The sequence below is a fragment of the Arthrobacter sp. B3I9 genome (assembly GCF_030816935.1).
In the GTDB taxonomy this organism is placed as follows: domain Bacteria; phylum Actinomycetota; class Actinomycetes; order Actinomycetales; family Micrococcaceae; genus Arthrobacter.
Window position 1 is genome coordinate 1716725 of the sequence record NZ_JAUSYO010000001.1, and the last position, 23310, is coordinate 1740034.

19 protein-coding genes and 1 pseudogene are annotated in these 23310 nt (G+C 68.7%); 9 read left to right on the plus strand and 11 right to left on the minus strand.

Going from position 1 to position 23310, the window contains the following annotated elements; translation table 11 throughout:
- The first annotated feature begins 114 nt into the window (after nt 1–114).
- A complete protein-coding gene (locus QFZ65_RS08080; protein ID WP_306909622.1) occupies nt 115–591 on the plus strand; it encodes an Lrp/AsnC family transcriptional regulator in 477 nt (158 codons plus the stop codon).
- On the opposite strand, the gene QFZ65_RS08085 is transcribed toward QFZ65_RS08080, so the two are convergent.
- Nucleotides 588–1202 carry a maleylpyruvate isomerase N-terminal domain-containing protein gene (locus QFZ65_RS08085; protein WP_306909623.1) on the minus strand — a complete coding sequence of 205 codons (615 nt, stop codon included), beginning with the start codon at nt 1200–1202 and terminating at the stop codon, nt 588–590. The genes QFZ65_RS08080 and QFZ65_RS08085 overlap by 4 nt on opposite strands.
- Nucleotides 1203–1429: 227 nt before the next feature.
- Here QFZ65_RS08085 and QFZ65_RS08090 point away from each other — a divergent pair, with 227 nt between their 5' ends.
- From QFZ65_RS08090 to QFZ65_RS08110, 5 genes are read left to right on the plus strand one after another with little or no spacing between them, the layout of a single operon-like run.
- Complete coding sequence (locus QFZ65_RS08090; RefSeq protein ID WP_306909624.1) at nt 1430–2149, plus strand: NUDIX domain-containing protein; 720 nt, start codon at nt 1430–1432, stop codon at nt 2147–2149.
- The gene (gene nadA / locus QFZ65_RS08095; RefSeq protein WP_306909625.1) at nt 2146–3468 is read left to right on the plus strand and encodes a quinolinate synthase NadA; all 1323 of its coding nucleotides are present in this window, start codon (nt 2146–2148) and stop codon (nt 3466–3468) included. The genes QFZ65_RS08090 and nadA overlap by 4 nt, the downstream gene beginning before the upstream one ends.
- Complete coding sequence (nadB, locus tag QFZ65_RS08100; protein ID WP_306909626.1) at nt 3465–5240, plus strand: L-aspartate oxidase; 1776 nt, start codon at nt 3465–3467, stop codon at nt 5238–5240. Before nadA ends, nadB begins: the two co-directional genes overlap by 4 nt.
- Nucleotides 5237–6190 (plus strand): carboxylating nicotinate-nucleotide diphosphorylase, encoded by a 954-nt coding sequence (nadC, locus tag QFZ65_RS08105; RefSeq protein WP_306909627.1) that lies wholly within the window; start codon nt 5237–5239, stop codon nt 6188–6190. The genes nadB and nadC overlap by 4 nt, the downstream gene beginning before the upstream one ends.
- Complete coding sequence (locus QFZ65_RS08110) at nt 6187–7359, plus strand: cysteine desulfurase family protein (protein WP_306909628.1); 1173 nt, start codon at nt 6187–6189, stop codon at nt 7357–7359. The genes nadC and QFZ65_RS08110 overlap by 4 nt, the downstream gene beginning before the upstream one ends.
- A 70-nt stretch (nt 7360–7429) precedes the next feature.
- On the opposite strand, the gene QFZ65_RS08115 is transcribed toward QFZ65_RS08110, so the two are convergent.
- Nucleotides 7430–7915, minus strand: coding sequence for a GtrA family protein (locus QFZ65_RS08115; protein WP_306909629.1), 486 nt, complete (start codon nt 7913–7915; stop codon nt 7430–7432).
- A gap of 4 nt (nt 7916–7919) precedes the next feature.
- On the minus strand, nt 7920–8594 hold the full coding sequence (locus QFZ65_RS08120; protein ID WP_306909630.1) for a DUF1684 domain-containing protein: 675 nt from the start codon (nt 8592–8594) through the stop codon (nt 7920–7922).
- 142 nt (nt 8595–8736) lie between these two features.
- Between QFZ65_RS08120 and QFZ65_RS08125 the strand changes: the two genes are divergently transcribed.
- A complete protein-coding gene (locus tag QFZ65_RS08125) occupies nt 8737–9558 on the plus strand; it encodes a hypothetical protein (protein WP_306909631.1) in 822 nt (273 codons plus the stop codon).
- Nucleotides 9559–9644: 86 nt separating this feature from the next.
- Nucleotides 9645–10452, plus strand: a pseudogene (locus QFZ65_RS08130) (transglutaminase family protein).
- Between the two features lie 58 nt (nt 10453–10510).
- On the opposite strand, the gene QFZ65_RS08135 reads toward QFZ65_RS08130, so the two are convergent.
- Together QFZ65_RS08135 and QFZ65_RS08140 are read right to left on the minus strand one after the other, a co-directional pair.
- Nucleotides 10511–11914 carry a M20/M25/M40 family metallo-hydrolase gene (locus tag QFZ65_RS08135; RefSeq protein WP_306909632.1) on the minus strand — a complete coding sequence of 468 codons (1404 nt, stop codon included), beginning with the start codon at nt 11912–11914 and terminating at the stop codon, nt 10511–10513.
- A 15-nt stretch (nt 11915–11929) separates the two neighbouring features.
- The gene (locus QFZ65_RS08140; RefSeq protein WP_306909633.1) at nt 11930–13114 is read right to left on the minus strand and encodes a glutamate--cysteine ligase; all 1185 of its coding nucleotides are present in this window, start codon (nt 13112–13114) and stop codon (nt 11930–11932) included.
- A gap of 255 nt (nt 13115–13369) precedes the next feature.
- Between QFZ65_RS08140 and QFZ65_RS08145 the strand changes: the two genes are divergently transcribed.
- Entirely contained in the window at nt 13370–13867 is a 498-nt protein-coding gene (locus QFZ65_RS08145) for a DUF2243 domain-containing protein (RefSeq protein ID WP_306909634.1), read from the plus strand.
- A gap of 51 nt (nt 13868–13918) precedes the next feature.
- Here QFZ65_RS08145 and QFZ65_RS08150 read toward each other — a convergent pair whose 3' ends face one another.
- From QFZ65_RS08150 to QFZ65_RS08175, 6 genes are all read right to left on the minus strand, one after another.
- Entirely contained in the window at nt 13919–14380 is a 462-nt protein-coding gene (locus QFZ65_RS08150; protein WP_306909635.1) for a MarR family winged helix-turn-helix transcriptional regulator, read from the minus strand.
- Nucleotides 14380–15519: an LLM class flavin-dependent oxidoreductase gene (locus QFZ65_RS08155; protein ID WP_306909636.1), complete on the minus strand. Its 1140-nt coding sequence runs from the start codon at nt 15517–15519 to the stop codon at nt 14380–14382. The genes QFZ65_RS08150 and QFZ65_RS08155 overlap by 1 nt, the downstream gene beginning before the upstream one ends.
- A gap of 201 nt (nt 15520–15720) precedes the next feature.
- Nucleotides 15721–16548, minus strand: a complete 828-nt coding sequence (locus tag QFZ65_RS08160; protein WP_306909637.1) for a hypothetical protein — start codon at nt 16546–16548, stop codon at nt 15721–15723.
- 93 nt (nt 16549–16641) lie between these two features.
- Nucleotides 16642–19872, minus strand: a complete 3231-nt coding sequence (locus tag QFZ65_RS08165; RefSeq protein WP_306909638.1) for an efflux RND transporter permease subunit — start codon at nt 19870–19872, stop codon at nt 16642–16644.
- A gap of 87 nt (nt 19873–19959) precedes the next feature.
- Nucleotides 19960–21465 carry a malate:quinone oxidoreductase gene (locus tag QFZ65_RS08170; protein ID WP_306909639.1) on the minus strand — a complete coding sequence of 502 codons (1506 nt, stop codon included), beginning with the start codon at nt 21463–21465 and terminating at the stop codon, nt 19960–19962.
- Between the two features lie 78 nt (nt 21466–21543).
- Entirely contained in the window at nt 21544–23217 is a 1674-nt protein-coding gene (locus QFZ65_RS08175; RefSeq protein ID WP_373427635.1) for an ABC transporter substrate-binding protein, read from the minus strand.
- Between the last annotated feature and the right edge of the window lie 93 nt (nt 23218–23310).

The following is a 23310-nucleotide window of genomic DNA, read 5'->3' on the forward strand; positions in this document are numbered from 1 at the left end:
CGCCTCGGCCGGACGGGCGCGAGGGGGCGTGAGACCATGGTGGCAGATTGCTAGCTGGAACAGGAGAACCTGCGGCGGTTTGCCGGACAGGGGCTCTCTCAGGAGGAAAATCCCATGGATGTTGATGCTCTGGACGCGAAAATTGTCCGATTCTTCACCGATTCTCCGCGGGCCTCGGTGCTGGAAGCCTCGCGGGTGTTGAAGGTCGCCCGCGCCACCGTCCAGTCGCGGCTGGACCGGATGCAGGACCGTGGGGTGATCGGTTCGTGGGTGCCGCAGCCGGATCCGGCGCACTTCGGCTTTCCCGTCGTCGCGTTCTGTTCCCTGACGATCAACCAGGACCTGGGGCACGACGCCGTCGTGGCGGCACTTGCCGAGATCCCCGAACTGATTGAGATCCACACCGTCTCCGGCAGCTCGGACCTGATGGCGCGCATCGCAGCCCGGTCCAACCCGGACCTGCAGCGGGTGCTCGATGCCATGATCGCGACCCGGACCGTACTCCGGTCCTCCTCGGTGATCGTGCTCAACACCCACTTCCAGGGCCGGACGCTGCCCCTGCTGGAGGCCGCAGCCGCGGACCGGGGCTAGACGACGCTCAGGCCGCCGGGAAGGCCGGTCCGGCCGGTGAGCAGCAGGAGCAGGTCCCCGGCGGTCGGCAGCTGCGCGGCGATGGCTCCGGCGAGCTCCAGTGACGCCGCGATGCCGGGCTTCAGGGATGCCGGCACCGGAATTCCCACTGCCCTTGCCAGGTCCAGGCCATGCACGGCCAGTTCGAAGGTGCGAGTGGGGAGATAGTCGATGAGCGTCAACGTTCCGGCCGGGGTGGCAACCAGCGCGTCGCCGGGGGTGCGCCCGACCAGGCCGGTAACCCGCTGGACGAGTTCCCCGACTGCGGCGGCCGGATCCTCGCCCAGGGCGTCCCCGGTTTCCTTGCCCCGCTGCGCGATCGCCGCCGGTGAGGCGCCGGCCCGGATGGCCGTGAAATAGGAGACCGGCCCGTCCAGGCGCGGCCCGGCCGCGGGTGCGGCCAGATAGGTCTCCACGGTGGACAGGGCACGGCTGGCGTGGCCCGTCAGTCCGCGCACGTCCCACTCGCCGAGGGCCGGCAGGGACCATGCGGCTTCCGGCACCTGCGCCACCAGCTCCAGCAATGCCTGCGCGGCCCCCTGATAGCAGCTTTTGACTCCCGAGGTTTCCATAGCCCCGAGTTATACCTGCGCCGCCGGGCGGTCCACAAGCAACCCTTCCGCCGGTCCGCCCCGCGGGTCGCCCGCCGGCAAAGCACAGGAGAGGCCGAAACATTTTGCGGCGGCGCAACAACACCGTAGAATCTGTTCTAGTCAATATGACTATAACTAGCCGGCGGTCAGGCCGGAGCCAACCGGGCGGGCCTTCGCCGCCCCGGAAAGCGGAACCGGAACGCGGGGTGACCACGGTTTACACAGCAGCAGCCAACGTCTCCGAGCGCCAGCTCGCACCGCCGTCGCTGGCCATCTCCACGGTGATCTTCGCGCTCCGTCGGAGCGAGAGCTCCGGCCGCCCCACGCTGTGGATCCCGCTGGTGCGGCGGATCCGGGAGCCCTTCAAGGGACTCTGGGCCCTCCCGGGCGGCCCGCTGAGCCACTCCGAGTCGCTGCAGGACGCTGCCTCGCGGAACCTGCAGGAAACCACGGGACTGGCCCCCAGCTACCTCGAACAGCTCTACGCCTTCGGCGGCCTGCACCGCTCGCCCAGCCAGCGCGTCGTGTCGATCGTCTACTGGGCACTGGTCCAGCCGACCGAGGCGGCCCTCGCCGATGAATCCGAAAACGTGCGCTGGTTCCGCGCTGACCGGCTCGGCGAGCTGGCCTTTGACCACAACGCCATCATCGACTACGCCCTGTGGCGGCTCCGCAACAAAATGGCCTACGGGTCCATCGCCTACCACCTGCTCGGCGAGTATTTCACCCTGGCCCAGGTCCGGGAGGTCTATGAGGCGGTCCTGGACCGGGAACTCGACCCCGCGAACTTCCGGCGCCAGATCAAAGCCACTCCCGAGATCGAAGAAACCGACCAGTACCTGCAGGGCGGCAAACACCGGCCGCCCCGCCTCTACCGCTTTACCGGCCGGCCCGGCCTTGACCCAGACAACAGGAGCACACCATGAGCAGCGTCAATACGGCCATCCAGCTGATCACGCGCGAAGAGGCCGCCACGGCGGCCACCGGCACAACCACCGGAACCGCAAAGGCTTCCACCTGCAGCCCGGCGCTCGCCCGCGGCCCCTGGGACTTCGACGTCGCCGAGGCGCTCGCCGGCATCCCGGCCTACGGACCCGGTGCCTCGGCAGCTGACGTGGCCCCTGCCGCGACTCCCCGGCAGGGCCAGCTGCCCGAGGAATACAAGCTCGCCAGCGATGCCGAGCTCGATGCGCGGATCCGGGCAGCAAAGGCGACCCTCGGGAACCGCGCCGTAGTCCTGGGCCACTTCTACCAGCGCGACGAGGTGGTCCAGTACGCGGACTTCGTCGGCGACTCGTTCCAGCTGGCCAACGCCGCCCTGACCCGGCCGGACGCCGAGGCCATCATCTTCTGCGGCGTCCACTTCATGGCCGAGACCGCGGACATCCTTTCCCGGCCGGAGCAGGCCGTGATCCTGCCCAACCTCGCCGCCGGATGCTCCATGGCGGACATGGCGGACATCGACTCCGTGACGGAGTGCTGGGAACAGCTTGAGGAGCTGTTCGGCACCGAGCCCGACGCCGACGGCCGGGTCCCGGTCATCCCGGTGACCTATATGAACTCCTCCGCCGCCCTCAAGGGCTTCTGCGGTGAACACGGCGGGATTGTCTGCACGTCGTCGAACGCCGCCACCGTGCTGGAGTGGGCCTTCGAACGCGGCCAGCGCGTGCTGTTCTTTCCGGACCAGCACCTGGGCCGCAACACCGCCAAGGCTTTGGGCGTGCCACTGGAGCAGATGCCGATGTGGAATCCCCGCAAGGATCTTGGCGGCAATGCGGAACAGGCGCTGCTCGACTCCCGGGTGATCCTGTGGCATGGGTTCTGCTCGGTCCACAAGCGCTTCAACGTGGGCCAGATCGAAAAGGCCCGCGCCGAGTTCCCCGGCGTCCAGGTGATCGTGCACCCGGAGTGCCCCATGGACGTGGTGGACGCGGCCGACTCCGCAGGCTCCACCGACTTCATCCGCAAGGCCATCGCCGCGGCCACCGAGCCCACCATCTTTGCCGTGGGAACCGAGATCAACCTCGTCAACCGCCTCGCCGCGGAATATCCGCAGCACACCATCTTCTGCCTGGACCCGGTGATCTGCCCGTGTTCCACGATGTACCGCATCCACCCCGGCTACCTCGCCTGGGTGCTGGAAGCGCTGGTCCGCGGCGAGGTGGTCAACCGCATTACCGTGGAGGACGCCGTCGCTGCTCCGGCCCGGGTTGCCCTCGAGCGGATGCTGGCGGCGCGGCCATGACCAGGCGGCTCGTGGTGGTGGGCAGCGGCATCGCCGGACTCTACGCCGCGCTGCTTGCCGCCGAGGGGGCCGAGGCGGCGGAAGCTTCCGCTGCGCACACCCGCCCCGGCGGCGGCGTCGAGGTGGTGCTCCTGACCAAGGGGACCCTCGAACAAAGCAACACCTTCTATGCGCAGGGCGGCGTCTCCGCCGTGCTGTCGCCGGCGGAGGCGTTCCCGGGCGATTCTGTGGCCGCGCACATCGCGGACACGCTGGCGGCCGGCTGCGGCCTGAACGATCCGGAGGCGGTGCGGATCCTGTGCACCGAAGCCCTCAGGGACATCGCCGGACTCGAGCGGTTCGGAGTAAAGTTCGACGCCGGCCCGGGCGGCGGCCCCGCGCTGGGGCTCGAAGCGGCCCACTCGGCGCCCCGCATCCTGCACGCCGGCGGAGACGCGACCGGCGCCCGTATCTCGTCCGCCCTGGTGGCCGCCGTTCTGCAGCGGGCGGCCGAAGGAAAGCTCCGGGTGGAAACCGGAGCCTTCGTGACTGAGCTCCAGACCGGACTCAAGACCGGGGTGCAATGCCGGAGCATCACCGGCGTCGCCTACCTCGCGAAGGGGGAGGCCAGGCAGCTCGCGGCGGATGCGGTGCTCCTTGCCACGGGCGGCGCCGGCCGGCTGTTTGCCCGGACCAGCAACCCTTCCGTAGCCACCGCGGACGGACTCGCCCTGGCCTGGCGGGCGGGCGCGGCCGTCCGGGACCTCGAGTTCTTCCAGTTCCACCCCACCACGCTGGCTGCAGCCGAGGTCCCGGGCGGGCCTCCGGCGCTGCTGATCTCCGAGGCGGTCAGGGGCGAGGGGGCCATCCTGCTGGACGCCGCCGGTCACCGGTTCATGCCGGACTACCATCCGGACGCCGAACTCGCCCCGCGCGACGTCGTCTCCCGCAGCATCGCCCTGCATCTGGCCGCGACCGGGGCGGCGGCGGACAGCCCGGTGTACCTGGACGCCCGGGGCGTGGAGGCGGCCCGCGGACAGGGCTTCCTGGCCGGGCGGTTCCCCACCATCAGCGCGGCCACCCGTGCCGCGGGCTACGACTGGGCCGCCGAACCCTTGCCGGTTTCTCCGGCAGCACACTACTGGATGGGCGGCGTGGCCACAGACCACTGGGGACGCACCTCCATCCCGGGCCTGTATGCGGCCGGCGAAGTAGCCTGCACCGGCGTGCAGGGGGCCAACCGCCTGGCCAGCAATTCGCTGCTGGAGGGCCTCGTGTGCGGCCGCCGCGCCGTCCAGGATTTCCTCGGCGGACCTCAGCGGATTCCCGTGGCGGCCGCCCACCTCGGCGGCCGCGAGGATCTTCCCGCCACGGAACCGGCACCTGCGCCGGTTCCGTTCAGCCGGGATGCCCTCCGCCGGCTGATGACCGGGTCCGCCGGTGTGATGCGCACCGACGCCGGACTCGACGCCGCCGCGGCCCTCCTCGCGGCGTGGGCGGCCTCCGTTCACGCACCGGGGACACCGACGGCGGAGTCCGGAAACATGGATCCCGATGCCGGGCTCGACCAGGCCGCGCACGAGGACCGGAACCTCCTGCTGGCCGCGCAGCTGCTGGTGGCGGCGGCGCGGAAGCGGACCGGCTCCGTCGGTGCGCACTTCCGCTCCGACAGCCAGGCCGGCGCCGCACGCCCCGCGGCGCAGGTTGTCCCCGCCCGTGCCACTCCGAAGGCCGGCAAGGCCGCCCACCGGCATGCCGCCTCATCCCGACCCAAGCAAAGGATCCCGTCATGACAGCACCCGCTGCCGCCGCAACCACCCCTGCCGCCGTCCCTGCCGCTGCTACCGCCCCCGCGGCGCGCCCGGCGCTCGCCGGAACCCTGCCCGCCGCCGCCGTCGACGCCGTGCTGCGCGCGGCACTGCAGGAGGACGCGCCCTACGGCGACATCACGTCGGAGGCGCTGATCCCGGCGGATGCCCGGGCGACGGCGGTGCTGGCCGCCCGGGTCCCCGGGGTCTTCAGCGGCGGGGACGTGTTCGCTGCCGCCATGAAGCTGACCGATCCCGGCGCCGCCGTCGACCTCCTCCTTCCGGACGGTGCGTCCTTCGCCGCCGGCGCACCGCTCGCGAGGGTGCGGGGGAACGCCCGCGCCGTGCTCCTGGCCGAACGGGTGGCCCTGAACCTGGTCCAGCGGATGAGCGCCATCGCCACGAAGACGGCGGAGTTTGTGGCGCTGGTGCAAGGCACCGGCGCGCGGATTGCCGACACCCGGAAGACTACGCCCGGGCTCCGGGTCCTGGAACGCTATGCCGTGCGGTGCGGCGGCGGCGCAAACCACCGCTTCAGCCTCTCCGACGCCGTGCTGGCCAAGGACAACCACCTGGCCGTCCTCACCGGGGGAGACGCCTCCAGGCTCACGGCGGTGCTGCAGCAGGCCAAGGCCCGGCTCGGCCACACCACGCACTTTGAGGTGGAGGTGGACAGCATGGAGCAGATCGAACCCGTGCTTGCCGCCGGCGTGGACACCATCATGCTGGACAACTTCTCCCTGGCGGATCTCGCCGCGGGGGTGGCGCTGGTGGCCGGCCGCGCCCGCGTCGAAGCCAGCGGCAACGTCAACCTGGACACCGTGGCCGGCATCGCCGCCACCGGGGTGGACATCATCTCGATCGGCGGGCTCACCCATAGCGTCGCGGCCCTGGACCTCGGCCTCGATATCGAACTTGGGCCCGTTCCGTCATGATCTTCCTAGACGCCGCCGCCACCACCCCGGTCCGGCGTGAGGTGCTCGAGGCCATGTGGCCGCACCTCGCGGGGGAGTTCGGCAACCCCTCCAGCCACCACTCCCTCGGGGACGCGGCCGCCGCGGCGCTCGCCGGGGCGCGGTCGGCGGCGGCCCGGGCATTGGGCTGCCGCCCGGGGGAAGTCACGTTCACGTCCGGCGGCACGGAAGCGGACAACCTCGCGGTGAAGGGCATCGCCCTGGCCCGCCGCGCCGCGGATCCGGGGCTGGACCGGGTGGTGATCAGCGCCGTCGAGCACCCCGCCGTGGAGGAATCGGCCCGGTACCTCGAACGGTCCCACGGCTTCGCCGTCGACGTGGTCCCGGTTGACGCCTACGGGCTGGTCTCCGAGGAAGCCCTCGCCGCGGCGCTCCGGCCGGAGACCGCCCTGGTCAGCATCATGTACGCCAACAACGAGGTGGGCACGGTGCAGCCCATCGCCCGGCTCGCCACACTGGCCCGCGCCTCCGGGATCCCGTTCCACACCGACGCCGTGCAGGCGGCCGGCTGGCTTCCGCTGGACACCGCGGCCCTCGGGGTGGACGCGCTGAGCATCTCCGGCCACAAACTGGGGGCGCCGAAGGGGAACGGAGCCCTGTTCCTGCGCGGCCGGACACCGCTGGAGCCTTTGATCCATGGCGGGGGACAGGAGCGCGGGCGCCGCTCGGGCACCGAAAACGTCGCCGGGGCGGTGGCGCTCGCGACGGCGCTCACGCTGGTCCGGGAAGGCCAGCCGAAGCGCGCTGCCCACGTGGCCGGTCTGCGCGACGACTTCATCCGGAGCGTGCTGGCCGGCGTTCCCGGCGCGGTCCTCACCGGCCACCCATCAAGCCGGCTTCCCTCGGTGGCGTCGTTCTGCTTTCCCGGGACCAGCGGTGAGTCGGTCCTGCTGGAACTGGAGCGCCAGGGGGTCATCTGTTCCAGCGGCTCGGCCTGCGCGGCGGGTTCGGACGAACCGTCGCCGGTGCTGGTCGCCCTGGGGATCGAAGCCGCCGTCGCACAGACCGCCGTGCGGTTCAGCTTTGATGCAACGGTGACCGCCGCCGAGCTGGCCGAAGCGGCGGACGCGGTCCGCACCGCCGTCGGAAGCGTCCGCGCCTTGGACCCAACGCTCCTTGGGCCCAACTAGCTGGCAGCAGGTGCCGTTTTGAGGGCCCATAACGGCTTCTGTTGTGAGTCAGTTGGGCAGGCACGCGGAGCTAGCGGTGCCGGGCGCGCCGGAAGATCCAGTGCCGCAGCAAGGAGAAACGCACTGCGGTGGCGGCGAAGCCGGAAATCGTCGTGGTCCACAGCTCGTCGGCCACGCTGGCGTCCGGGTTGAGCCAGTGCAGGACGCCCAGGCTGCCGCCGGTCAGCAGCAGCGCCACCAGGATCACGATCAGCCCGTTCAGATGGTCGCGTTTCATCCGCTTCGTCTCGGTGATCTTGAACGTCAGGCGCCGGTTCAGGGCCGTGTTCATCAGCGACGTCAGGACAAGGGCCGCCGCGTTGGCCGGCTGCGCGCCGATCCACGGCCGGAGGAAGGCATACAGGGCCAGGGACGTGACGGTGCAGACGATGCCGACGCCGGTGAACCTGACCAGTTGCCGGACCAGCGGGTAACGCAGGAGGCCGCGGTTCCGGCGGTGGACCGGCGGGCGGACGACGGCGGGCGCAGGGGAGGACTGCTCGAGCTGGGCATCCATCCGGTCAGTAGAGTTCGCCGGCCGGGATCTCGACGGCGAGCCGGTTGGAGGGACCGGCGAGGGGGCACGCCCACGCCTCGTTGTACGCGCAGGATGGGTTGTAGGCGAAGTTGAAGTCCACCACGAACTCGGCGTCCGGCCCGGTGCTGTGGACGCCGTGGAAAGCGCCCTTGATGGTGTCGATCAGGTAGCGGCCTGCCCCGTAACTCCCGCCCGGCTGCCCGGCGGTGGCGTCGCGGAACGGCACGAAGATGCCACCGCCGTAGCCGTTGAGCTTCCAGACGGCCAGCTGGCCCATCTCGGGAAGGTCGAAGGTGCCCAACCGCACGAAACGGACCGTGCCGTCGGTGCCGGTCTCGACGTTCATCTCGCGCCCGGCTCCCTCGCCCGTCAGCGGGATGTGGAAGCGGTAGATCGGGTCGTAGTCCGCCGTCTTGAGGCCTCCGAACTGTGACTTGGCCGCTGCAGTCAGCGGCGAGGCGGGGTGGGTGCCGAACATCCGGTCCCTCTCGTGGCGCCAGTAGGAATGCGCCTCCGCCGGGTCCTGGGCCGCGAGCTTGCGCACGGTGGCGTACAGCGCGAAGGTCCGGAGCCGCCAGTCCGCGATGTCGAGAGCGGAAATGTCCGCCACGCTGTCCTGGTCCCCGGATTCCCATCCGTCCATCCGCTGTTCAGCCATGATCCCAGCCTAGCCTCCTTTCCGCCGGGCCTTATCAGGCCCGGACTGCCCCGGGAGCCCGGGGCCGGGTTATTGGTTGGCCGCTCCAAAACGCCGGACCGGAAACGCCCGGACCTGCTCCGGACCGGACTACCCTGACACCATGACTCGGACGGCAATTCCCCGGTGGATCCGGACCGCCGCAGCGCTCGCGGCCACCATGGCGGCGCTCTCGGGCTGCAGCGGCGGGGGCCCGGGCGTTCCGGCCTGGACCGCAGGAGGGGCCCCGGGCGCCAGCTCGGCCGCGCCGGATCCGTCCAGGGACACCTCCTCACCCGGTGCCGGTTCATCGGGTGCGGCGTCGGGTACAGCATCCGGGACGCCTTCGGCGTCCCCCGGCGCCACCGCAGCGGCCTGGAAGGTCTTTACCGATTCCGCGAAGGGGGTGAGCTTTGAGCTCCCGCAGGAATGGATCGCCCAGTCCGTCCCGCCGGACCCCGGAAGCCTGGCCGGCGCGCTCAAGATCGAGGTGAAGGACGCCGACGGCGGCTACCTCGCCACCTTGCAGACCGGCCTGCCGCCGCAAACGGCCCCGGCCTGCCCGGACAATGCCGCCAGACCGTACGTGGTGGTGAGCAGTGTTCCGGTGGAACTGCCGCACCGTGGAGGCGAGGGGCTGATCGATCCCCACGTCGTGTTCCGCGTGGTCCAGGGCTACAAATTCTTCGGCTCCTACGGCATCACCAACATGGTGGGCGGAGCGGACGGGAGGTCCTGCGGGCTGCAGAACGTAATCCGCGGACCCGAGGGCAAGGGCGATTACTCCTTCGGGGACCTGACGGTGTTGAAGCCGCTTGCCCCGGACCAGAAGGTGGCTCCGGCCAAGTCCTTTGACACCCTTGAGCAGGCGGCCAAATACGTCAGCGACGGCAGCGAATTCGCCAACGTCCAGCGGATGCTAATGTCTCTGAAGGTCAAGAACTAGTACCGCCCCCGCCCCCGCACGACGGGGCCCTGCGACGGCGGCTGGCCTGACGCCAATTCTGTTGCTACCCCACACCCCGGAGATACATGGAACGCTCTGTCGCCGCACGCCTGGCCTTCAAGACCGTGGCGGAGACCAAAGTCGCGCTGGCGGTGTCCGTGGCGCGCAATGCCGGATACAGCGGCTTCGAGGAATCGCTCTCTGTGACCGCGGGGGGTGAAGACGTCGCCCTGACCGAGCTCTCGGACCACCACGGCGGCAGGTTCCACTACATGGAGTTCGCCGAGCCTACCGAGGTGCTGGTGGAATACTCCGCGACGGTTACCGGATTCGCCGTGCCGGACGAACCCGGGCTGATGGAGCTCATCCGCTACGTGCGGCCCAGCCGCTATGCCGAGTCGGATCGACTGCTGCCGACGGCGTACGCGGAGTTCGACGCCGTGGCGGGCGAAGAGCTCCTGAATGCCGTGCGCAACTGGGTCTTCAGGGAACTGCGCTACGTGAGCGGGTCCTCACGCGGCACGGACGGTGCCGTCGAGACCCTGCTGCACCGGCGTGGGGTGTGCCGGGACTACGCGCACCTGGCCATCGCGCTGCTCCGCTCCAAGAACGTCCCGGCCCGGCTGGCCGCGGTCTACGCGCCCGGCCTCAGCCCGATGGACTTCCACGCAGTGACCGAGGGCCTACGTCAACGGGGCGTGGCATGTCATTGACCCGACAGGGCTGGCGCCGCGTGAAAGCATGCTCCGGATCACCGCCGGCCGGGATTCCTCGGACACGGCGTTCCTCTCCACAGTCGGCGGCAGCCTGTCCCTGCGGGAACTCAAGGTCACCGCCGTTGTCCGGGATGAACTGCCGGAAGAGGACCCGGCGAAGCTGGTCGTCCTCCACTAGGGCGCGGCGAACCAGCTGACGCAGCACCCCCTGACCCCGTCGGCCTGACCCCGTCGGCCTAATCCCGCCGGCCAGGCTCCTCCCGGCCCAGCTCCGCCCACAGGAAAGCCAGCGTTGCCGCGCCGGCTTTCAGGATGTCCACGCGGGCGCTCTCGTCACTGTCGTGCCAGTTGTCCTCCACGAGTCCCGTGCCGAAAAAGACCACAGGGACATTCAAGGCGGAGGAGAGCAGGTCCGCGGGTCCGCCGCCGGCATTTCCCATGCGCCCCACCTCCTGCGCCTGGAATCCTTTCACCATTGCCAGGGAGAGACACTCCAGAACCCGGTTCTCCGGAGTCCGGTAGAACTCCTGCGCAGTTTCTGTGTCCAGAGAGAGCTCGTAGCCGTAGTCGTCGCCAATGGTTTCATCCACCCAGCGCCGCACCTGGTCTGCCACGTCCTTGACCTTTTGCCCGCCAACAGTGCGGATACTTATGTCTGTCGACGCCATGGAGGGAACGGCTGCACGCATCACGCCGATGGGGTCCCCGGCAGCCAGGGCAACGACTTCCAGGGCCGGACGCTCCCACAGCCGTTCGAGGACCGTGTAGCCTTCCTCGCCCATGATGCTCCGGGTGTGTGAGCGCTCCAGCCAGTCCTCCGGATCGAAGGGCAGAGCCGCCAGTTCAGCCCGGCGGCGCTGGGAGATCTCCTCGACGTCGTCGTAAAAGCCCGGAAACGTGATCCTCCCCTTTTGGTCGTGCAGCCGCGCGAGCAGCCTGCCGAGCTCAATGGCCGGATTAGGGGCCGTGCCGGACACCGCGCCGCTGTGGACGTCGGTGAGCGGCCCGTAGACCTCGATGTGCGCCCCGAGCATGCCGCGGATGCTGGTGCAGATGGCGGGATGCCCGGCGCGCCAGAGCAGGGTGTCGGAAAAGACCACCGCATCCGCGGCAAGGCGGTCCCGGTGGGCCTCGAGAAGGTCCGCAAGGCCGGGGGAACCAGCTTCTTCCTCCCCTTCGACGATCAGCTTGAGGTTCACGGCCGGTGCCGTGCGCCCCGTGGCGTCCAGGTGCGCCCGGATTCCCCAGACGTGGGCCATCACCTGGCCTTTGGCGTCGGAGGTTCCGCGGCCGTACAGCCTGCCGTCCCGGAGTACGGGGTCGAACGGGGAGGTCTGGTCCCAGTTCTCGTCCTTGACCGCGCGCACGTCGTGGTGGCTGTAGATGAGAATGGTGGGGGCGTCCGGGGCTTCGGACCATTCGGCGAAAACCGCGGGTCCCTCGGCGCCTTCCCAGATTTCCGTCGTCGGGAACCCGGTGCCGCGGAGTTCCCCGGCAAGCCAGTTGGCGGACCGGGTGAGGTGGTGTTTGCGCTCCGGGACGCCGGCCACCGACGGGATGCGGACCCATTCGGAGAGCCGGTCCAGGAGCAGGGGCGTGTGGGTGTCTATGTAATTCCGGACCTTATCGTCAGCATCCATCCGTGCTCCCATCGGTCAGGTCGATTGCAGACGCCGGGGCCGGCGGTGCGCTTTGGCTGTGCCGTGGGTGTGTTCGACGGCGTCCAGCACCACCGCGGCCAGGGTGCGGCTGTTTATCATCGTGTCGCGCTGCCTGCGCGAACCTGTGCCGGAGGTGAGGATCCGGGCGAGTTCCAGGGTCACCTGCTGCTCGTCGCCGCAGCCGGCCAGCGCTGGGCGGATGTGCGTCAGGAGGGCCTGGACCGCTTCGGCGGCCGGGCACGGCAGGTTCAGGAGGGGATGCAGCAGCGTGCCGTCGACGCCGGACTCGCTGGCCTTCCACGCCGCCAGGCGCAGCTGCGCGGCGGAGAGGCGGGGCGCGGGAATGCCGGCGCGCCATTCCTGGGCCGCCGTTTCGACGAGTGCCCGGACGGTGGCGGCGATTGCCGTGGCGTGGGCGGGGTCCATGCAGACGTCGGCGATGCGCACCTCGACGGTCGGGTGGTTGCGGGAGAGGCGCGCGTCGAAGTAGACCATGCCCTCGTCAAGGAGTACTCCGGTAGCCAGCAGTGACTGCACATAGCGGTGGTATTCCCGTTCCGATCCAAACCGTTCGCAGGGTCCCGCCGTCGGCCAGCGGTTCCACGCCTGGTAACGGAAGCTCGCGTAGCCGCTGTCGTTTCCCTGCCAGAACGGAGAGTTGGCGCTCAGAGCGAGCAGGACCGGCAACCAGACGCGGATCCGATCCAGGACCGCTACACCTTCCTCCCCGGAAACGATGCGGACGTGGATGTGGAAGCCGCAGGTGAGCTGCTCCTTGAGTGTCAGGCCGAACCGGGCTGCCATCATCAGGTAGCGGGGTTGCGGCACCAGTGTTGGCGCGGCCGCAACGGGGCTCGTGGCCAGCGCCGCCGCCCTTGCGCCCACGGACCGCGCAGCTTCATCAGCCAAGGCCCGGCCGGCCCGGATGGCGGCCGCCACTTCCTGCAACGTAGAGCAGACGGGGCCGACAGCTTCAAGCTGCTCCTGCTGGACCTCGGGGGTCAGGGTGGAGCCGGCACCGGGCTTCGCGCGGTCTGCGGCGTACTGCAGGGCCAGTTCCGCGACCGGTGCGGGATGACCGGTTGCAGGATCGACGAGCAGGAATTCTTCTTCGACGCCGAAGGTCCTATGCCGCCGGCCGGCAGGACCGGTGCCGGGGCTGTTCACGGAAAGATTCAAGGCAGTTCCTTCGAGGAAAGGCCCCCGGCCGATGGCGCACGGACCGGGTGCGGCAAAGCACGAACAGCCCTCTTGCTCGAGCCGCAATCACCGGCCCGCTGGAATTGATCAGGCTACTGATCATTCCAGAGTACCCACGAAAGCACCGCGCAGGAAGAGCCGGGCGCAATGCGGGCCAGGGGATGCCCGGCGCCTTTTTGCGCATTCCCTTCCCCGCGGTACCGTACCCGTATGGCGAGTCAAGGGCACCGGGACATGGCAGTGCGAAAACCACCGTCAAAAGCGGGAGGCATCCTGCTCGGGCTGGGCCTTGGTGGATTCATTGACGGCATCGTCCTGCACCAGATCCTCCAATGGCACCACATGGTGAGCGCCACCGCTGAGCACCCCACGGACACCCTGGCCGGCCTGGAAGTGAACACGCTCGTGGACGGCTTCTTCCACCTGGTCATGTGGGTTCTTGTGCTGTCGGCCTCCATTGCCACCATCCGCGCTTGGCGGCAGGGGCGGCTGGCACCCAACTGGAGCTTCCACTTCGGACTTGTCATTGCAGGGTGGGGAATCTTCAACGTCGTGGAGGGCCTGATCGACCACCAGATTCTTCGCATCCACCACGTCCGGGACGACCTCGGCGGCCCGTTGCTCTGGGATCTGGGCTTCCTGGTGGTCAGCGTGCTGCTCGTCCTGGCGGGGTGGCTGCTGCACCGGCGCGGCCTCGCTGCCCTTGAGCGGGAACCAGCCGGCCGGCGCTAGCGTCCTCCTCCCGGGGCCGGCCCTAGCAGACCTTTCCAGGCCGGTCCGCTGTCAGCGAGCGGCTACCGCGGCCCGCAGCTTCTCGGTCAGCCGCAGCAGCTCGCGCTGTTCGGCGGGGCTGAGCGCCGGCCCGACGAGGTCGGCGATGTCCCGGACGTGTTCCCGGCCGATCTGCTTCTGCAGTTCCCGTCCTTCCTCTGTGAGCCGGACCAGGACACCCCGTCCGTCGTCGGGGGCTGGCACCCGTTCCACGTAGCCGCGCTTCTGGAGCCGTTCCACGAGCCGGCTGAGGCTGGACTGGCTCAGCAGCACGTGGTCGTTGAGCTCGTTCTGGCGGAGCCATCCGGACGGGCAGCGGGAAAGCGTGAACAGGACGTCGTACTCGTTGACGGCAAGGTCCTTGAACGCCGGGGCTGCCTGCAGCCTGCGCATCACGGCCACCTGGGCGCGGAACAGGGATTCCCACGTCTCCGCGGCCAGGCGCACCGGTGATGCTGCGGTTTTGGCGGGCATCACGCCTCCTGCTCCGCGGGGTGACCGGCGGGCTGGGCGGCTTCACCGGCAGGCTGGCCGGCTTCGGCCAGGGAGGCTGCGACGCGTCCGGCGTGCGTGGGCGGCTCCGGGACGTGGGCGGGGGTCTTCTCGGCGTATTCCTTGCGCAGGACCGGAAGCACCTCTTCGCCGAACAGGTCCAGCTGTTCCAGCACGGTCTTCAGGGGCAGGCCGGCGTGGTCGATCAGGAACAGCTGGCGCTGGTAGTCGCCGAAGTACTCCCGGAAGGTGAGGGTCTTCTCGATGACTTCCTGCGGGCTGCCGACGGTCAGCGGGGTCTGGGAGGTGAAGTCCTCCAGCGACGGGCCATGGCCATAGACCGGGGCGTTGTCGAAGTAGGGGCGGAACTCCTTGACGGCGTCCTGGGAGTTCTTCCGCATGAAGAACTGTCCGCCCAGGCCCACGATGGCCTGGTCAGCCTTGCCGTGGCCATAGTGCTCATAGCGCTCCCGGTAGAGGCCGATCAGCTGCTGGTAGTGCTCCTTGGGCCAGAAGATGTTGTTCGCGAAGAAGCCGTCGCCGTAGTAGGCGGCCACCTCCGCGATTTGCGGCGTGCGGATGGAGCCGTGCCACACGAAGGGGGCGACACCGTCGAGCGGGCGGGGCGTGGAGGTGAAGTTCTGGAGCGGGGTGCGGTGCTTGCCGGACCAGCTGACGGTGTCCTCGTCCCAGAGGCGGCGCAGCAGGCTGTAGTTTTCGATGGCGAGTTCGATCCCGTCCTGGATGTTCTTGCCGAACCAGGGGTAGACGGGGGCGGTGTTGCCGCGGCCCAGAACCAGGTCCACGCGGCCGTCCGCCAGGTGCTGGAGCATCGCGAAGTCCTCGGCGATCTTCACCGGGTCATTGGTGGTGATCAGCGTCGTGGCCGTGGAGAGGATGATCCGCTCCGTCTGCGCTGCGATGTAGGCAAGGGTGGTGGTGGGGGAGGAAGAGAAGAACGGACGGTTGTGGTGCTCGCCGAGGGCATAGACATCCATGCCGATTTCCTCGACCTTTTTGGCGATCGCCACGGACGCCTTGATGCGCTCGTGCTCCGTGGGAGTCCGGCCCGTGGTGGGGTCGGGGGTGATGTCGCTGACGCTGAATACGCCGATCTGCATGGTGTGCCTTTCCGTGGCCGGAGGGTTCCGGGAGCTGCTTCTACTATAGCCGATTTATATGCATTTGCATCTATCGACGGGTATAACGCCCGTTGCCGACGGATATTCCCGCCCCGCCCGTCCCCCCAACTAACTCGCATCAGTTGTCGTTTTCGGGGCTCAAACCGACACCAAATGCCAGCCAGTTGGGGGACGCGGATCTCAGTGGGCCGGGCTCCAGCCGTGGTCAAGCAGCGCGGCGCGGACCTTTGCGACGGCGGAGCGGGCATCGGCGGTTAGGTGCCGTTTGGACAGACGGACCAGGAGCCAGCCCGCCTGGCTGAAGTCCTCCTCGCGGGCAATGTCGCGGGCCACCTGGCCCGCCTCGGAATGCCCCTCGCCGTCGTACTCCGCGGCGACGAGGTAGTCGGGATAGGACAGGTCAGGCTGGCGGACGACGCCGTCGCGCAGCTCTGTGGGAAGGTTCAGCAGCGCTTCCGGCAGGCCGGCCCGTGCTAGCGCGAGCCGCAGCCGCGTTTCCGGCGCGGAATCGGCTCCGACCCGGGCCTGCTCCAAGGCCAGGCGAGCCTTGCGGATCCCCGGCGTGCCTTTGTGGCGGTCCAGCATCTCGGCGAGATCCTCCAAAGTGGCGTACGCCTCGCTGCGCCCCTCCAGCTCCGGGCGCGGGCAACGGATCAGATGGTCTGCAACCACCGTGAGCTCGTCGATGCTCATCCGGCGGGAGATATCGAGCCAGGTCCGGACGCGGGATGTCAGCAGCGTGCCCTCGAAGGTGGTGATCTCGTCGGGAAAGAACTGCCCGACGTGCCCGACAATGCCGCTACGGCGCGGGATGGCCATTGTGTCCGGCCGGGAGATATGGATGCCGGGTCCGTCGGCACCGGGAAGAAACCCGGGCATGGCCCAGAGCCGGAAGGCAGTGGCATGTGAAGCCGCGGAGAACCCCGTTACCAGCGTGACGGGACGGACCATCGGGCCGAGCCCGGGGTCCGGGAGCAACGCCGGGATGCGGATTCCACGGCTGGGCACCAGAAGTGCCGGGTGCCGCAGACGGCGCCGGCTGGCACCGGCGTCGAGCGCTTCCCGGGAGGTGAACGGTGTGCTGCGGCCGTGGGGCGGGCGCTAGTGCGAGCCCGTCGGCAGGGGGAGCTCGTCGGGCTCGGCGTCCGGCTCGGCGTCGCTTTCGGAGCGGGAATCCGTGTCCGGCGGCGTGGCCTTGGCGCGCCGGCCGCGCGCAACCCGGACCGGCGGCGCCGCAACTGCCTGCCGCAGCGCCCGCTCCTCCCGGCGGCCTTCCACCAGCCGGTACAGCACCGGCACCAGCACCAGGGTCAGGGCGGTTGAGGAGATAAGCCCGCCGATGACGACGATCGCGAGCGGCTGGGAGATGAAGCCGCCGCCGCCGGTGAGCCCCAGCGCCATCGGGGTCAGCGCGAACACGGTGGCCAAGGCGGTCATCAGGATTGGCCGGAGCCGCTGCCGGGCACCATGGGTGATGGCCTCGGTCACGCTCATTCCCGGTTCGCCGTTGCGCGGCTGGCGGTACTGGTTGATGAGGTCGATCAGCACAATCGCGTTGGTCACCACGATGCCCACCAGCATCAGCATGCCGATCAGGGAGGGCAGGCCCAGCGGCACGCCGGTCACCAGCAGCAGGGCGATGGCCCCGGTTGCGGCAAAGGGAACGGAGACCAGCAGGATGAGCGGCTGCACGAGGGACTTGAACGCGGCCACCATGATCACGTAGACAATCGCAATCGCTGCCAGCAGGGCCAGTCCCAGCTGGCTGAAGGACTCGGCCTGCTGCGTCGTCGCGCCGCCGATCGTGGCGGTGACGCCGGGCGGCAGGTCAACCGTCTTCAGCCGGGCCTGGACTTCGGTGCTCACGGCACCGAGGTTGGAGCCCGACGGCGTCACGGAGACGCGCGCGGTCCGCTGGCCGTTGCTGGCGGTGATGGAGACCGGAACATCCACCTGCTCCACGGCGGCAATGCTGGAGAGCGGAACCGGTCCTGCCGCGGTGGGCAGCGGAATGGCCCGGACGGCGTCGATGCTCGTGAAGCGGATGCCTGCACCGATCCGCACCGGGAAGTCGTCGGCGTCGATCCGCACCGTGCCGGCCGGGATCGGGCTGATGGTGGAAGCCAGCACGCCGGCGACCTGTTCCTCGTTGAGGCCCGCGGCCACCGCCTTGGCCCGGTCCACTTTCACCTGGACGACAGGCTGGCTGGCGGCCAGGTTGGTGGCGACCTCGGTGCTGCCGGGGACGCCGTCGAGGGCCTTGACCAGTGCGTCGCTGGCGGTGCGCAGATCGGCGGTGGTGGCGGCCTTGAGGGTGATGTCCACCGTCGAGGAGGTGCCGAAGCCGCCCTGCTGGGAGCCGACCGTGATCTTGCCGGCGTCCGGCAGCTTGGCGAGCTCGTTGCGGACCGTGTCCTGGAGCTTGCCCTGGTTGGCCTTCTCGTCGGTGACCACGGTGAAGCTGGAGTTGGAGGCGCCGGCGGAGAGCAGCGCGGAGAAGCCGGTCTGGGCGTTTCCGGTGGTGGCCTGGACATTCTTGATGCCCTCGATGTCCCGGAGGACTGTTTCGACCTTGACGGCCGCGGCACTGGCCTCGGACAGGCTGGTTCCGGCCGGGAGGGCCTGCCGGACCGTCATGCTGTTTTCGCCGGAGCGGCCCAGCAGGTCAGTGGCCAGCAGTGGTGTCATGGCCGCGGTGCCGCCGAGGACCAGTACGGCGGCAATCAAGGTGACAACGGGGTGTTTCTGCGTCTTGGTGAGGACCGGAAGGTAGCCGCGCTGCAACAGGGTGCGCTGCTCGGCGTCGTGGGCCTTCGCGGCGATCTCGCGGGCGCGGAGTCCCTCGGCTCCAGTTTGCCCGGCCGGGTTCCGCAGGAACCAGTACGCCAGGACCGGGACGATCGTCAGCGAGACGAGCAGCGAGGACAGCAGTGCGATGGTTACCGTCAGCGCGAAGGGGCGGAAGAGCTCCCCGGCGAGGCCTGCAACGAAGGCGATGGGGAGGAACACGGCCACGGTGGTCAGGGTGGACGCCGTAATGGCTCCGGCGACTTCCCGGACGGACGTCAGGATGGCCGTGATCTTCTGCTCGCCGTAGCTGAGGTGCCGCTTGATGTTCTCGATCACCACGATCGAGTCGTCGACAACACGGCCGATGGCGATGGTGAGCGCCCCGAGGGTCAGGATGTTCAGCGAATAGCCGGTGGCCGAGAGCCCGAGAAAGGTGATGAGCAGGGACAGCGGGATGGACACCGCCGTGACGAGCGTGGAACGGACGGACATCAGGAACACCAGGATCACCGCGACGGCGAAGCCCAGCCCCAGCAGGCCCTCGGTGGTGAGGTCCTTGATGGACTTTTCGATGAATGGCGCCTGGTCAAAGACCGGGGTGACCGCTGCGTTGGATCCCAGTTCGGCCTCAAGCTGGGGGATGGAATCCTTCACCGCGTGGGAGATGGCCACCGTGTCGCCCTCGGGCTTCTTGGTGACGGAGACGGCGAGGGTTTCCTTGCCGTTGGTCCGGGTGATCGAGGTGCGGGCGTCTTCGGCGATACTGACGTCGGCCACACTGCCGATGGTTGCCGGGCTCTTGGTGCCGCCCAGCGGCAGGGCCTTGACCGCGTCGAGGGAATCGACCGGGCTGCCGATCTGAAGAGACAGCGTCTTGCCCTGCTCCTCGATGGTCCCGGCCGGGACCAGTGCCCCGTTGTTCTTCAAAGCGTTGCTGATCGAGGCGAGGGTCGCCCCGGACGCGGCCATGGCATCGGCGCGGGGGAGGATGCTGATGTGCTGGGTGGCGCCGCCGGTCACGTCGGCGCCACGGACGCCGTCGATCTTCTGCAGCCGGGGAACACTGAGCCGGGCGAGGTCGGAGTTCAGCTCGCTGAGCGGCTTGTCCGAGGAGACGGCCAGGTACACGATCGGGAAGTCGCTGATGCTGCCGGCGATGGCCTGCGGCTGAACGTCGTCCGGCAGGGACCGCTTGGCATTGGAGATGGCACGGTCTATCTGGTTCCGGGCACGGTCAAGGTTCGACCCGTACGTGAACACCAGGCTGATCTGGGAGACTCCGTTGCGGGAGGTGGACGCCGTCGACTCCAGGCCCTCGACGCCGTTCAGCGCGGTCTCCAGCGGGCCGCTGACCTGCTTGTCCACGACTTCCGGGGAAGCCCCCGGCATCGAGGTGATGACCGTGATCTGCGGGAACTCGATCGAGGGGATGAGCTCCTGCTTGAGCGAGGACATCGTGATCACGCCGAAGACCGACGCGAACACGGTGACCAGCGCGATCAGTGCCCGGTTTGCCAGGGATAGCTTTGCGAGCCGGAACATCTCATGGTCTCCTGACGGGTCGACGGACGTGCGTTGAAGGCGGTATCAAAGCGCTAGCCTACTAGCGTGCCGCGACCCGGCAGGATGTCAGCCCTGTGCGGCGCTGACCGGTTCGAGCTGGAGGGCCTTGGCCGTGTCGGCTTCCAGTCGGGCGGCGAGCTCCGGGTTCTCGTTGAGCTTGACGCCGTAGCCGGGCATCATCTCCTTGAACTTCGGCTCCCAGCCCTTGAAGTTCTGCGGGAAGGACCTCCGGAGAAGCTCGAGCATGATCGGCACGGCGGTCGATGCGCCCGGGGACGCTCCGAGCAGGGCGCCGATGGTGCCGTCGCGCCCGGTAATGACTTCGGTGCCGAACTGCAGCACGCCGCCCTTCTTCGGATCCTTTTTGATGATCTGGACACGCTGGCCCGCGGTGATGAGCTCCCAGTCGCCGTCCTTGGCTTCGGGGTAGTACTCCCGCAGCGCCTCGACCTTGGCACCGTGCCGCTTGGCGACCTCCTTGACCAGGTAGGCGGTGAGGCCCATGTTGTCCTTGGCGACGGCCAGCATCGGGATGATGTTGGACGGGCGGATGGATGCCGGCAGGTCCAGGTAGGAACCGTTCTTGAGGAAGTTCGTGGAGAAGCCGGCGTACGGACCGAACAGCAGGGAGCGCTTGCCGTTGACGTAGCGGGTGTCGAGGTGGGGGACGGACATCGGCGGGGCTCCCACCGAGGCCTGGCCGTAGACCTTGGCGCTGTGCTGGGCCGCCAGGCTCTCGTCAGTGCAGCGGAAGAACTGCCCGGACACCGGGAAGCCGCCGTAACCCTTGCTTTCCGGGATCCCCGAGGCCTGCAGCAGGTGCAGTGCGCCGCCGCCGGCGCCCACGAAGACGAACTTCGCGTGGATTGCGCCGTGCTCGCCGGACTGGTGGTGCTTCAGGGAGAGGTCCCAGCCGCCGTCGGACGCGCGCTTGATGCCGGAGACGTCGTGGCCGTAGTTGATTTCCACTCCGTTGTTGCCCAGGTACCCGGTCAGCTCGCGGGTCAGGGCGCCGAAGTCGACGTCGGTCCCTTCGGCCGCGCGGGTTGCCGCGACGCGCTGCTTCGGGTCGCGGCCCTTGATGATCAGGGGAGCCCACTTGGCAATCTGGGCCTGGTCCTCGGAGTACTCCATGGAGCGGAACAGCGGGTTCGGCTTGAGCGCCTCGTAGCGGGTCCGCAGGAACTTGGCGTTGTCGTCGCCGATCACGAAGCTCATGTGCGGAACGGTGTTGATGAAGCGCTTGGGCGAGCCGATCATCCCGTTGGTGACCAGGTGGGACCAGAACTGGCGGGAGAGCTGGAACTGCTCGTTGATGAGGAGCGCCTTGGAAGGATCCACCGAGCCGTCTTTGGCCGCGGGGGAGTAGTTGAGCTCACACAGGGCAGCGTGCCCGGTTCCGGCGTTGTTCCACGGGTCGGAGCTCTCCAGGCCCGGCGCGTCGAGCTTCTCGAACAGGGAGATGGTCCAGTCCGGCTGGAGCTGCTTCAGGAAGGCGCCGAGCGTGGCGCTCATGATGCCGCCGCCAATCAGGACGACGTCGGCATGTTGGGTCTTGGAAATGAAGGTCACAATCAGTCTCCGATAGCAGCGGGTCTGGCTGTCACAGAATATCCCGCACCGCCCACTAACTGAAATTGGGCCGGTCCGTCAAGGCTTCAGTTCGACCTTGGTGAAAACCTCATCCAGGACCGGTGAGGCCGGGTACTTGAGGACGCGGTCGGACAGGGCCAGCGCGGAGATGGGGAAGGCGATCGGAACGGCCGGGACGGTCGCCGCGATCTGGGCGTTGATGGTCTGGTACTGCTCGGTGCGTTCCTTGCCGTCGGGCAGGCCCCGGGCCCGGGCGATCTTGGAGAAGACCTGGGGATCCTGGTAGCCGAATTCTCCGGTCTTCTCGCCGAAGAGAGGACCCACGAAGTTGTCCGGGTCGGCGTAGGAACCGTTCCAGCCCAGCAGGTGGAGGGCATGGTCTCCGGGGGAGGTGACTTTCTGCAGGTACCCGTCGGACCAGTCCACGGGCGCCGGCTTGATGTTCAGCCCGACGGCGGTCAGCTGCCGGCTGATCTCGGCGTAAACCTTTTCCGGCGTCGGGAGGTAGGGCCGCGTGACGTTCAGGGGGTAGTAGAACTTCAGTTCCTCGCCCTTGTAACCGGCTTCGGCCAGCAGGGCCTTGGCCTTCTCCGGATTGTGGCCCAGGGACGGGGCATTGTTGTTGAAGCCGCTGAGTTTGGCCGGAACGAACTGGGTGGCCTGGGCGGTGTTGTCGATGAAGAACCGGCGGATCAGCGTGTCCTTGTCCAGAGCCATCTCGATCGCCTGGCGCACCTTGAGGTTCTGCAGGATGGGGATCTCCTGGTTCATGCCCAGGTACATCACCGAGAAGGGGTCCCGCTGGATGATCTGTTGGCCCCGCTTGACCAGCTGGTCAAAGTTGCCCACGGTGACGGTGTCATAGCCGTCGATCTTGCCGTCGAGCAGGGCCTGCATCCGTGTCTGCGGATGGTCGTAGGCGACGAAGTGGATCGTGCCGATCTTGCCCTTGTCGCCCCAGTAGTTCTTGTTGCTGGCGAGCGTGACCGTGCCCCCGTTCCACGAACTGAAGGCATAAGGGCCGGTGCCCACCGGGTGCAGCGCGTAGGCGGAGACAGCCTGGCCGTCGCGGTCCTGGTTCAGGACGTCGGCGCTTTGCGCCGCGAGGGCCTGGGGCGAGGAGATGGCGAAGGCCGGGAGGGTGAGGGCCTGGAGGAATCCGGTGAATGGCTGGGTGAGGTCAATCCGGACGTTGTCCGGGGCCAGCTCGGTGCAGCCCTTGTAGATGGAAAGCGCGGCCTGGTCTGCGTGCGCCTTGAAGACGCCCTTGAAGCTGGTGCCGGAAGCCTGCTGCCGGAGGGCTTCGGGAAAGTTGAACCAGCGGTTGAAGTTGGTGCAGACGGATGCTGCGTCGAAGGCGCTTCCGTCGTGGAACAGCACTTTGTCGCGGAGCTTGAACGTGTAGGCCCGGCCGTCGTCGGAGGCCTGCCATTCCGTGGCGAGCAACGGAGTGGGCTGGCCCGTCGTCTGGTCCACTCCGACCAGTCCTTCCAGGATCTGGCGGGTGATCCGGTAGGACTCCACGTCCGAAACGAGGGCGGGATCGAGACCGAGCGGCTGGGAGGCCGTGCCGAACGTGAACACCGCAGTGGGGTCGGCGCTGGCGGTGGCTGTCGCGGAAGTCGTCGGGGCCGGTCCCGGGCTCGGGCTGCCGGTGCAGGAGGCCAGCGGCCACAGAAGCAGGACAGCGCCGATACCGGCTGAAAGGCGGCGCCAGGCACTGCTGGCCACTGGACTGCTGGGCACTCGTGAATCACCTCGGGAAACTGGACGGCCGCCGGCTGCGGACCAGCCCCAGTCTAATTGACGGCCGGCCGCCACACC